The sequence below is a fragment of the Phenylobacterium sp. genome (assembly GCF_036402295.1).
Classification (GTDB): domain Bacteria; phylum Pseudomonadota; class Alphaproteobacteria; order Caulobacterales; family Caulobacteraceae; genus Phenylobacterium.
The window spans coordinates 1-10,031 of the sequence record NZ_DASWTE010000178.1 but is presented as its reverse complement, the minus strand read 5'-3'; the positions used below and the strand labels follow the sequence as shown (position 1 = coordinate 10,031).

Genomic DNA, 10,031 nt, shown 5'->3' with positions numbered 1-10,031 from the left:
CGGATGTCACGAGCCGCCCGTCGCCTACCTCGTGGCGGAGCAGTCCGGCGCCGAACTGCTGCGGTGAGGGCCAGCTGAAGCCCTACCCCCGGATGCGCGCCTCGTGGCCGGCGGCGCGGTCGGCGGCGTCGTGGACGATGTCCTCGACGTCGGCGACGTAGGCGTCCGCGTTGCGGCGCGCGGCCTCGGCGCCCCAGACGCCGTTACGCTCCAGGGCCTCGAAGCCGCCGCCGATGCTGAACAGCGCGCGGAAGGCCTCCTTCTCCAGGAGCGGCGTCGGCAGGATCTGGACCCCGGCCTCGCGCAGCTGGGCCACCACGCTCTTCAGCATCCGCGGCCGGATGGCGGCGGGCACGCGGGTGAGCAGCGCGCGATGCGCGATGGGCCGGCCGCCGCGCCGCCCGAACGCCTCGACGATCTCGGCCGCCTTGATGGCCTCGCGCAGGTCGAGCTGGGAGCCGGCCAGCGGCGTCAGCGCCACGTCGAAGCGCAGCGCGGCGAGCACGGCCGTCCCGCGCTCGGTGCCTTCCGTGTCGAGGAGGACCCAGTCCGGCGAGCGCCGGGCGGCCTCGCGGGCGGCGTCGCGGATGTCGGACACGGTGGGCGCCGGATGGATGCTGATGGCGTCGGAGCGGCCGGGCAGCGCGCCCCAGTTCATCAGCGGCTTGTTGGGATCGGAGTCGATCAGCGCGACGCGGCGCCCGCGCGCCACGAGGCCAAGGGCCAGGGCGACGGCCGCGGTGGTCTTGCCCGCGCCGCCCTTGGGGCTGATGAACACGACATTCGGCATCCACGCTCCTCTACCGCATCAGGCGGGCGCGAGTCGGGCACTTTCGTGTCGAACACCACGCGGGCGCCGCGCCCAACGTTCGGATCCTGCACGGCCACCACGTCGCAGGTCAGCCGATGGGAAGTCCCGCGGCCTTCCACTCCGGGAACCCGTCCTCCAGGCGCCGCGCCTGAAAGCCGTGCTCGCGCAGCATCGACACGGCCTCGAAGGACAGCACGCAGTAGGGACCGCGGCAGTAGGCGACGACCTCCTGGCCCCTCGGCAGTTCGCGGAGACGGCTGGCCAGCTCGCGTAGCGGGATGTTGAGCGCCGACGGAACCGCCCCCGCCGCGAACTCGTCCTCGGGCCGAACGTCGAGGACGGTGACCAGGCCCGCCTTCATGCGGTCGAGCAGATCGCCGCGGGACACCGGCTCCAGGCCATCGCGCTCGTGAAAGTAGCCGCCGACCACCGAGCGCACCTCCGCCGTCCTGCGTTCCCCCAGACGGCCGAGCGCGCTCAGCAGTTCCACGACCGCGGGGTCGCTCAGGCCGTAGAGGACCCGCTTGCCCTCGCGGCGCGAGGTCAGCAGCCCGCACCGCTGCATCAGCCTCAGGTGCTGGGACGCGTTGGCCACTGAAAGGCCGAGCCGCGCGGCGACGGCGTCCACGCTGCGCTCACCCTGCCCGAGCAGCTCGACGATCTCGATGCGGTTGGGGCTGGACAGCGCCTTGGCCAGCTCCGCGAGGCCCGCGAACACCGCCAACTTGGGATTGCCGCTTGACAGGTCTTGCTCTCGGTTCAATCGTTCAAGCAATTAATTGATTGATTGTTCGGGGCCGTCAAGGCCCCGCACATCGCGTGGAGTTCTGCGTTCCCAACCACAACGGGGAGGTTCCCATGCGTACCGTCGCTCTCCTGTACGGCGTCGCCGCCTACGGTGTCTTCTTCCTGACCTTCCTCTACGCCATCGGCTTCGTGGGCGGCCTCATCGTGCCGAAGACCATCGACAGCGGCGAGCCGGGCGGTCTCGTCCAGGCGATCCTGATCGACACCCTGCTGCTCGGCGTCTTCGCCGTCCAGCACAGCCTCATGGCGCGTCCCGCGTTCAAGCGCTGGTGGACGCGGTTCGTGCCGGCCCCGGTCGAACGCTCGACCTACGTCCTGCTCGCGAGTCTCGCCCTGATCCTGCTGTTCTGGCAGTGGCGGCCGCTGACCCAGGTGGTCTGGTCGGTCGACGGACCGGCGGCGCTGGCGCTCTGGGCCGTGTTCGGGCTGGGCTGGGTCACCGTCCTGACCAGCACGTTCCTCATCAACCACTTCGACCTGTTCGGCCTGAAGCAGGTCTGGGACTACCGGCGACGCCACGAGCCGCCGCCCCCCGACTTCCGGACGCCCCTGTTCTACCGGGTCGTCCGCCACCCGATCTATCTGGGCTTCATCCTGGCGTTCTGGGCCAGCCCCACGATGACGGCCGGACACCTCTTCTTCGCGCTGGCGACGACCGCCTACATCCTCATCGCCATCCAGCTGGAAGAGCGGGACCTGATCGCCGTCTTCGGCCAGCGCTACGCCGACTACCGCCGCCGCGTGTCGATGCTCGTGCCCCTGCCGCCACGCGGCGAGCGCAAGCCGGCTGCTCCGTCGGGAGCAACACCGAACCGCCCATGATCCTGCGGCAGTTCCTTCACGCCGAGCCGGTGGCGGCCTCGTACTTCTTCGGGTGCGGCGGCCAGTCCGCCGGCGCGGTCGTCGACCCGGTCGGCGACATCGAGACCTACGTGCGGGCCGCCAACACCGCCGGCATGGCGATCCGCTACGTCATCGACACCCACATCCACGCCGACCATCTCTCGGCGGGGCGCAGGCTCGCCGCCGCGGTGGGGGCGCCATACGTGCTGTTCGCGGGCGCCGCCGCCGCCCCGCCGTTCCACGGCGTCCGTGACGGCGACGTGCTGCACCTCGGGAACGTCCTGATCGAGGTCCTGCACACCCCGGGCCACACCCCCGAGCACATCTGCCTGCTGGTCACCGACCGCACCCGCGCCGCGGAGCCCTGGCTCGTCTTCACGGGTCACACGCTGATGGTCGGCGACCTCGGCCGCACGGAGCTGGCCGCGTCGGCGGAAGACGGGGCGCGGGCGCTCTTCGCCAGCATCCAGCGGCTGAAGCGGTTGCCTGACCACGTCGAGGTGTATCCCGGCGCCTACTCCGGGTCCGTCTGCGGCCGCAGCCTGAGCGGCAAGCCCAGCTCCACCATCGGCTTCGAGCGGCGCTACAACGCGCCCTTCCGCATCGAGGACGAGCAGGCGTTTGTCGCCACCATGACCCAGGACGTCCCGGAGCCCCCGCCGGAGGCCGCCACGCTGCGGGCCGCGAACGCCGACCCCGCGTCCGCCGCCTGACCATGACCGCCGCTGCGGCCGCGCCTCGCCTGGGGCTTCGCGAGAACTGGCCGCAGTTCCTGCTGCTCGTGATCGTCAACGCCTTCGTTGGCGGGATGGTGGGCCTGGAGCGCACCGTCGTGCCGCTGGTCGGCTCCGAGGAGTTCCGCCTCGGCTCAACGACCCTGATCACATCGTTCATCGTCAGCTTCGGGGTCGTGAAGGCCTTCGCCAACCTCGCCACCGGTCACCTGGCGGACGTCTACGGGCGCAAGCGGCTGCTGGTGATCGGCTGGCTGATCGCCATCCCGGCCCCCTTCATGATCGGATGGGGCCCGAGCTGGGCCTGGATCGTGGCCGCGAACGCCCTCCTGGGCGTGAGCCAGGGTCTGACATGGTCGACCACCGTGATCATGAAGATCGACCTTGTGGGTCCGAAGTCTCGCGGCCTCGCCGTGGGGCTCAACGAGTTCGCGGGCTATCTGGCGCTCGGCGCCACAGCCTTCGCGAGTGGGTACATCGCGCAACGCTACGGCCTGCGTCCCGCGCCCTTCTGGCTTGGCGTCGCCTATGCCGCGCTGGGCCTCGTCCTGTCGATCTTCCTGGTCCGCGACACCCGCGGCCACGTCGCCATCGAGACGGCTGGCCACGCCACAGCGGCCGAGCGGCTGACGTTCGCCGACGTCTTCCGCCGCACGTCGTACGGGGACCGCAACCTCTTCGCCGCCTCCCAGGCCGGCCTCGTCAACAACCTCAACGACGGCATGAGCTGGGGCATCTTCCCCCTTTGGTTCGCCGCATCGGGCCTCAGCGTGGAGCGCATCGGCGTGCTCAAGGCCGTCTACCCGGCCGTTTGGGGCGTGCTGCAGACGATCACCGGCCCCCTCAGCGATCGTTGGGGCCGCAAGGGCCTCATCGTCGCCGGCATGTGGGTTCAGGCGGCCGCCCTCCTGATGACCGCGGTGACCCGTCAGGTCGGCTGGTGGCTCGCCGCGAGCGTGCTGCTGGGCGTCGGCACGGCCATGGTCTACCCGACCTTGATGGCCTCGGTGTCTGACGCCTCGCATCCGTCGTGGCGTGCGCGGTCGCTGAGTGTCTACCGGTTCTGGCGCGACATGGGCTACGCCATAGGGGCGCTGGGGGCGGGGCTGATCGCCGACCTCTTCGGCGTGGCCTGGGCTATCGGAGCCGTCGGCGCGCTGACGTTCACCTCGGGGATGGTGGTGGCGGTCGTCATGGATGATCGCCGCGTGAGCTGAAGGAGGGCAGGATGCAGGACGTTTGGGACGGCGGATGCCTGTGCGGGGCCGTGCGGTTCCGGGCGGCGGGCGCGCCGCGCTGGGTCGCCTGGTGCCACTGCCAGAGCTGCCGCAAGCACAGCGGCGCGCCGGTGTCGGTCTTCGTGGCGTTCGCGGAGGCGGACGTCGAGGTCTCTCAGGGAGCCATCACGAGGTTCCGTTCTTCCCCCGGCACCGTTCGCGGCTTCTGCGCAGCCTGCGGCTCCACGCTGACCTGCCAGGGCGACACACGCCCCGACGAACTGCACATCCACGTCGGGGCGTTCGACGAGGCCGCGGCCCTTCCGCCGGCCTTCCACATCTTCCCCGAGGAGCGCCTGCCCTGGCTCTGCCTCGCTGAGCCGACCGAGGCCGCGTGACCCAGCCTGCGCTCGTCGCCGAGCTGCTCGTCCGCGGCGCGGCCGTCGGGGTGTTCGCCCTGCTGGCCCTGAGGATCGCGGCTGGCGGACGCAGTCCGGCCCGGCTGACAGGCGCCGTGTTTTCGCTGGCGGCGGCGGCGCACACCGTCACCCAGTCGCGACCGGCGCTGGAGATGCTGGGCTTGGCCGGGCTTCCCGTCTGGGCAGCGTCGGTCGCGGGCGCGGGGCTCTTCTGGGCCTTCGCGTTGGAACTCTTTGGCGATCACGCCCGGCTCGCCCCGGTTCGCTTGCTGCCCGCGCTCGGGCTGCTCGGGATCGGCGTGATTGCGAGGCTGTCTCCCGACGACGTCGCGCGCGGCCTCTGGCTCACCCACAACCTGCTGGGCGCCTTGCTGATGATCCACGTCCTCGTGGTGGTCTGGACGGGCTGGCGGGGCGATCTGGTCGAGGCTCGCCGCCGGCTTCGGGGGCCGCTGCTGGCGCTCGCCGCCGTCTACACCTTGGCTGTGGCGGCCGTGCAGATCGTGGAGCTGTACGCCGGGCCGGCCACAGCGCTCTCGTTCCTGGCGGCGGTGAGCCTGCTCATCCTCAGCCTAGCGAGCGGCTTCGTCTTCCTGCGCGACGATCCTCAGCTCTTCGGCGCGCAGTCGGTCCCTCAGCAGGTCCGGCGGGTCGCGCCGCGCGACGAACCGCTGGCGCAGCGGCTGATGGAGGCCCTCGACCAGCAGGAGGTCTGGCGGGAGGAGGGACTGACCATCGGCGGCCTCGCCCAGCGCCTTGGCGCGCCGGAGCACCATCTGCGCCGGCTGATCAACGAGGGGCTCGGCTACCGCAACTTTGCCGCCTTCCTGAACGAACGCCGTATCGCGGCGGCGAAGGCGGCCCTCGCCGATCCCGCGAACGCCCGGGTGGCGGTCTCCGTCATCGCCTTCGAGGTCGGCTTCAGCTCGCTCGCGCCGTTCAACCGCACGTTCCGAGAGATCGCCGGCCAGACGCCGACGGCATGGCGGCTGTCGGCCCTCTCCTCGAAACCGGACGATCCTCCTCGAAACTGAAGGAAGCTCGGCGATTTCGCCGTCGAGGAGACACGTGTCGGGCTTCCAGGGCGAATGCCTCCCACCGAAACGGAGGCACGCATGACCTACGACACCTTGGCCGCGTTCGCGGCCCAGTGGCTCGAGAACCTGTCGGTCGACCTGACCCGCTACGCGATCTTCGCGGTCGCGACCTGGTTCATCCTCTGGGTGCTGCTGGCGGGCGCCCTGCAGCATCGGAAGATCCGACCGGACACGCCGCCCGCGCGTCAGCTCTTCATGGAGTTCGCCGTCTCCCTGCGGACGCTCGCGGTCTTCTCGACGGTGGGACTGTTCCTCTTTGGCCTCGAGCGGGCGGGCCTGTTCCACGGCCCGGCCATCGCCGCCCAGTGGGGACCGGCCTGGGGCGTTGCGTCGCTTGTCCTGATGATCGTCGGGCAGGACGCCTACTTCTACTGGACGCATCGGGCGATGCATCATCCGCGGGCCTTCCGCGCCTTCCACCGCCGGCACCACCGCTCGCACAACCCCTCGCCGTTCACGGCCTATAGCTTCGACATCGCCGAGGCCGCGGTGCAGGCGGCGTTCGTGCCGCTCTGGATGCTGCTCGTGCCGACAACGTGGCCCGTCACGGGCCTGTTCATGCTGCACCAGCTCTTTCGGAACACGCTGGGCCACAGCGGCTACGAGCTGTACCCGGCCGGTCGTGACGGCAAGCCGCTCATCGGCTGGATGACCACCGTCACCCACCACGACCTGCATCACGCGCAGGCCGGCTGGAACTACGGCCTCTGGTTCACGTGGTGGGACCGGCTGATGGGCACCCAGCACCCGCAGTACGTCGAGCGGTTTGCGGCCGCCCGCCGTCCGCGCCGGCTGCAAGCTCCGGAGGCGGCGTGATGCGGATGACCTGGCTTCTGGCGGGGGCGCTTCTCGTTAGCGCCCCACCGGCTCGCGCCGCCGATCTGGCCGGCCGCTGGGCGACGGAAGGCTTCGGCTCCATCGTCGAGTTCCGGCCTTGCGCCGGGGCGGGCGGTGAGATGTGCGGCCGCATCGTCTGGCTCTGGGCGCCGGGTCCGGCCGGTCGGGCCCGCGCCGATCAGCGCAACCCCGACCCTGCCCTGCGGTCCCGGCCGCTGGTTGGCGCGGAGATCGTCCGCGGCTTGCGGCAGACCGCTCCGGGGGTCTGGAGCGGTGGGCGTCTCTACAACCCCGACGACGGCCGCACCTACGGGGGGAGCATCCGCCTAAGCGACGGGCTGCTCGAACTGAAGGGCTGTGCGCTGGGCGTGGTGTGCCGGACCCAGACCTGGCGCCGGCCGCAGGACGTGCTGGCCGCCGCGGGAGCGCGTTGACCATGCGCCGTCCCCGCTTCATCGCCGAACAGGCCCGCCATGCCCGCGGCCCCCTGGGCTGGCTGATCGCCTTCATCATGGCCCGCGAGACCTGGGCGCAGAACCGACGCGCCATCGACGCCCTGGAGGTCGCGCCCGACGATCATGTCCTCGACGTCGGCTGCGGGCCGGGGCGCGCGCTCTCGGAGCTGGCGGCCAGGGCGGCGCGAGGTCGCGTCATCGGCGCGGACTCGTCGGGGCTGATGGTCGAGGTCGCAGTGGGCCGAAACCGCGAACTGGTTCGGGCCGGGCGGGTCGACGTCGCCGAGGCCGGCGTCGAGGCGCTGCCCTTCCCGAACGACGCATTCGACAAGGTGCTCTGCGTCCACGTCCTCTACTTCTGGCCCGACCTGGACGCCGCGTTCAGCGAGATCGCACGGGTGATGAAGCCTGGCGGGAGACTGGCGCTGCTGTTCCGCACGGACGCAGACCACGAAGCTGTGCACAGCTTCCCTCCCGAGGTCTACAAGTTCCCGGCGCTTTCGGAGGTCACCGCTGCGCTTCACCGAGCCAGGATGCAAACGACGTCCACGCAGCTGATGGGTGGAGCGATGTTGCTCCTGGCGGGCGCACCGTCCGACCCGCCGCTCAGCTGAAGCGGTCGCCCAGGTAGACGCGGCGCACCTCGGGATCGTCGACGATCTCGTCGGGGCTTCCCTCGAACAGCACCTCGCCCGCGTGGATGATCGAGGCGCGGTCGATGATGTCGAGGGTCTCGCGGACGTTGTGGTCGGTGATCAGGATGCCGATGCCGCGCTGCTTCAGATAGCTGATCACCTCGCGGATGTCGGCGATGGCCAAGGGGTCGATGCCGGCGAACGGCTCGTCCAGCAGCATGAAGCTGGGCTCGGAGGCCAGCGCGCGGGCGATCTCGACGCGGCGGCGCTCGCCGCCCGACAGCGACACCGCGGGCGAGTTGCGCAGGTGCTCGATGTGCAGCTCCGAGAGGAGCTGGGTCACCGTCTCGCGCGCCTTCTTCTGGTCGTTCTGGCGCAGTTCGACCACGGCCATGACGTTTTCCCAGACGCTCATGCCGCGGAAGATCGACGTCTCCTGCGGCAGGTAGCCCACGCCCATGCGGGCGCGCTGGTACATCGGCTGGGCGGTGATGTTCTCGCCGTCCAGGTAGATGGCGCCGTAGTCGGCGGGGATCAGGCCGGTGATCATGTAGAAGGTCGTGGTCTTGCCGGCGCCGTTGGGGCCCAGCAGGCCCGCCACCTCGCCGCGGCAGAGGCGCAGCGAGACGCCCTTCACCACGGCGCGGCCGCGGAACGACTTGCCGACGTTGTCGACCACCAGCCCCTCGGTGGGGATGGCGCCCTGCGCCTTCGCGCCCCCCTTGGCGCCTCCTGGGGCGGCGATCCGCTGTGGAGCGTTCACTTCGCCGCGCTCTCGGACTTCTTCGAGGGGTAGAAGACGCCGCGCGGGCGCGACTTGGCGTTGGGGCCGGTGGCGCTGCCCACCATGCGGCCTTCGCCGGTCTTGGTGTTGAACACCATGCGGGTGCCGCGCAGCACGTTCTGGTCCTGCACGGCCACCACGTCGCCGGTCAGGGTCACGGTCTCGTTCTGGGCGTCGTACACACCGACGTCGCCGCGCACGCGCTGGTTCTTCGAGGTTACGTAGTAGACGTTGCCTTCGGCATCCATCTTGATCAGGTCGCCGCACGAGCCCGTGCCCGTGGCGCCGCCCGACCCGGCCTTGGTCTCGAAATGGGCGCGGATCAGGTCGGCGCGCAGGCGGGCCTCGCCCTGCAGCGCCTCGGCCTTGCCCTTCCAGGTGGAGATGCAGACCTTGTTCTGCACCTCGAGCTCATCGGCGGTGATGTCGATCGGGCCCTTCGAGTTGGGGCCCAAGCCCTGGGCGTGCGTAGGCCCGGCGCCCGCGGCGAGCACCGCGGCGACGATCGAGGAGGTGACGAGAGACTTCATGACTGCCCTTGCGCTCGCGCCGCTCTACTTCTTCGGTTCCAGGCGGGTGCGGACACCGCCCTTGAAGACCATGCGCTCGCCTTTGCCGTACACGCCATAGGACTCTGCGCTGATTTCTCCAAGACCTCCCGCGCCCTGAATGGGGCCTGAACCGACGACCTCGCCCGACTTGGTGTCGAACATCGAGGCGGCGGTGGCGAAGGCGTTCTTGTTGTCGGCCATGCGCACGCCGTTGGTCAGCTCCAGCTTGCCGGTCTGCTCGTGGAACACGCCGGCGGCGCCGTTGATGCGCATCTGGTCGGGGCCGTTCTCGTCGAGGACGAGCGCCGGCTTCTGCAGGATCACCCGCTGGTAGTCCTTCTGGTCGCGGATCGCCGAGTTGGCGGTGAGCACGAAGGCGCGGCCCTTGTCGTCTCGGCCGACGAAGCGCGGGTTGAGCAGGCGGATGGGCTCGTCACCGGCCCGCGCCGCCTTGGGCTGGGCGTTGAACGTGGACCAGGCCACGCTGCCGATCAGGCCGGCGAAGATCAGCGCGATGGCGGCCGGCAGCGCGACCCGCAGCGTCCGGATCAGCCGCGAACGCCGGCGCCAGCGCTCGAAGTCGGCGCGGCGGGGTTCGGGAAGCGAGCTGTCGGCGGCCGTCATGGGGCCCTACCTAGGTATGAGCGAAGATGTCTGCATCCTCCCAGCCGGCCACGTCCAGCAGGGCGCGGTGCGGGAGGAACTCGAAACAGGCGCGGGCCAGGTGGTCGCGCCGCTCGCGGACCAGCATGGTGTCCAGCCGCTCGCGCAGCGCATGCAGGTGCAGCACGTCGGACGCGGCGTAGGCGATCTGGTCGTCGCTGAGCTGCGCCGCGCCCCA

At 70.6% G+C, this 10,031-nt stretch carries 13 protein-coding genes and 1 pseudogene; 8 read left to right on the top strand and 6 right to left on the bottom strand.

Annotation, left to right across the window (positions count from 1 at the left end):
- Window positions 1-82 precede the first annotated feature (82 nt).
- Both VGD44_RS11350 and VGD44_RS11345 read right to left on the bottom strand, forming a co-directional pair.
- Window positions 83-790 carry a ParA family protein gene (locus VGD44_RS11350; RefSeq protein ID WP_331086984.1) on the bottom strand — a complete coding sequence of 236 codons (708 nt, stop codon included), beginning with the start codon at window positions 788-790 and terminating at the stop codon, window positions 83-85.
- 109 nt (window positions 791-899) lie between these two features.
- Window positions 900-1,529 carry a metalloregulator ArsR/SmtB family transcription factor gene (locus VGD44_RS11345; protein WP_331086988.1) on the bottom strand — a complete coding sequence of 210 codons (630 nt, stop codon included), beginning with the start codon at window positions 1,527-1,529 and terminating at the stop codon, window positions 900-902.
- Between the two features lie 140 nt (window positions 1,530-1,669).
- On the opposite strand from VGD44_RS11345, the gene mddA reads away from it, so the two are divergent.
- The 8 genes from mddA to VGD44_RS11305 all read left to right on the top strand — a co-directional run bounded on the left by mddA (window position 1,670) and on the right by VGD44_RS11305 (window position 7,834).
- Window positions 1,670-2,440, top strand: a complete 771-nt coding sequence (gene mddA / locus VGD44_RS11340; protein WP_331086982.1) for a methanethiol S-methyltransferase — start codon at window positions 1,670-1,672, stop codon at window positions 2,438-2,440.
- Window positions 2,437-3,174 (top strand): MBL fold metallo-hydrolase, encoded by a 738-nt coding sequence (locus VGD44_RS11335; protein WP_331086980.1) that lies wholly within the window; start codon window positions 2,437-2,439, stop codon window positions 3,172-3,174. The genes mddA and VGD44_RS11335 overlap by 4 nt, the downstream gene beginning before the upstream one ends.
- 2 nt (window positions 3,175-3,176) lie before the next feature.
- On the top strand, window positions 3,177-4,412 hold the full coding sequence (locus VGD44_RS11330) for an MFS transporter (protein ID WP_331086978.1): 1,236 nt from the start codon (window positions 3,177-3,179) through the stop codon (window positions 4,410-4,412).
- A gap of 11 nt (window positions 4,413-4,423) precedes the next feature.
- On the top strand, window positions 4,424-4,810 hold the full coding sequence (locus VGD44_RS11325; protein WP_331086975.1) for a GFA family protein: 387 nt from the start codon (window positions 4,424-4,426) through the stop codon (window positions 4,808-4,810).
- 50 nt (window positions 4,811-4,860) lie between these two features.
- On the top strand, window positions 4,861-5,865 hold the full coding sequence (locus VGD44_RS11320; RefSeq protein WP_331086973.1) for an AraC family transcriptional regulator: 1,005 nt from the start codon (window positions 4,861-4,863) through the stop codon (window positions 5,863-5,865).
- Between the two features lie 81 nt (window positions 5,866-5,946).
- On the top strand, window positions 5,947-6,744 hold the full coding sequence (locus VGD44_RS11315; protein WP_331086971.1) for a sterol desaturase family protein: 798 nt from the start codon (window positions 5,947-5,949) through the stop codon (window positions 6,742-6,744).
- Window positions 6,744-7,199, top strand: coding sequence for a DUF2147 domain-containing protein (locus tag VGD44_RS11310; RefSeq protein WP_331086969.1), 456 nt, complete (start codon window positions 6,744-6,746; stop codon window positions 7,197-7,199). Before VGD44_RS11315 ends, VGD44_RS11310 begins: the two co-directional genes overlap by 1 nt.
- Window positions 7,200-7,201: 2 nt before the next feature.
- Entirely contained in the window at window positions 7,202-7,834 is a 633-nt protein-coding gene (locus VGD44_RS11305; RefSeq protein WP_331086967.1) for a class I SAM-dependent methyltransferase, read from the top strand.
- Here the strand turns inward: VGD44_RS11305 and lptB are convergent.
- The 4 genes and pseudogenes from lptB to VGD44_RS11285 all read right to left on the bottom strand — a co-directional run.
- Window positions 7,827-8,552, bottom strand: a complete 726-nt coding sequence (gene lptB / locus VGD44_RS11300; protein ID WP_331086986.1) for an LPS export ABC transporter ATP-binding protein — start codon at window positions 8,550-8,552, stop codon at window positions 7,827-7,829. The genes VGD44_RS11305 and lptB overlap by 8 nt on opposite strands.
- A gap of 62 nt (window positions 8,553-8,614) precedes the next feature.
- A complete protein-coding gene (locus tag VGD44_RS11295; RefSeq protein ID WP_331086965.1) occupies window positions 8,615-9,169 on the bottom strand; it encodes an LptA/OstA family protein in 555 nt (184 codons plus the stop codon).
- 24 nt (window positions 9,170-9,193) lie between these two features.
- Window positions 9,194-9,814: an LPS export ABC transporter periplasmic protein LptC gene (gene lptC / locus VGD44_RS11290; protein WP_331086963.1), complete on the bottom strand. Its 621-nt coding sequence runs from the start codon at window positions 9,812-9,814 to the stop codon at window positions 9,194-9,196.
- Between the two features lie 10 nt (window positions 9,815-9,824).
- Window positions 9,825-10,031 (bottom strand): annotated as a pseudogene (locus tag VGD44_RS11285) (ribonuclease D); the annotation flags it as partial.

Bases quoted from the DNA above. Each gene is read 5' to 3' on its own strand.
- VGD44_RS11350 (WP_331086984.1), bottom strand. From the start codon at position 790: ATGCCGAATGTCGTGTTCATCAGCCCCAAGGGCGGCGCGGGCAAGACC.
- mddA (WP_331086982.1), top strand. From the start codon at position 1,670: ATGCGTACCGTCGCTCTCCTGTACGGCGTCGCCGCCTACGGTGTCTTC.
- VGD44_RS11335 (WP_331086980.1), top strand. From the start codon at position 2,437: ATGATCCTGCGGCAGTTCCTTCACGCCGAGCCGGTGGCGGCCTCGTAC.
- VGD44_RS11330 (WP_331086978.1), top strand. From the start codon at position 3,177: ATGACCGCCGCTGCGGCCGCGCCTCGCCTGGGGCTTCGCGAGAACTGG.
- VGD44_RS11325 (WP_331086975.1), top strand. From the start codon at position 4,424: ATGCAGGACGTTTGGGACGGCGGATGCCTGTGCGGGGCCGTGCGGTTC.
- VGD44_RS11315 (WP_331086971.1), top strand. From the start codon at position 5,947: ATGACCTACGACACCTTGGCCGCGTTCGCGGCCCAGTGGCTCGAGAAC.
- VGD44_RS11310 (WP_331086969.1), top strand. From the start codon at position 6,744: ATGCGGATGACCTGGCTTCTGGCGGGGGCGCTTCTCGTTAGCGCCCCA.
- VGD44_RS11305 (WP_331086967.1), top strand. From the start codon at position 7,202: ATGCGCCGTCCCCGCTTCATCGCCGAACAGGCCCGCCATGCCCGCGGC.
- VGD44_RS11295 (WP_331086965.1), bottom strand. From the start codon at position 9,169: ATGAAGTCTCTCGTCACCTCCTCGATCGTCGCCGCGGTGCTCGCCGCG.
- lptC (WP_331086963.1), bottom strand. From the start codon at position 9,814: ATGACGGCCGCCGACAGCTCGCTTCCCGAACCCCGCCGCGCCGACTTC.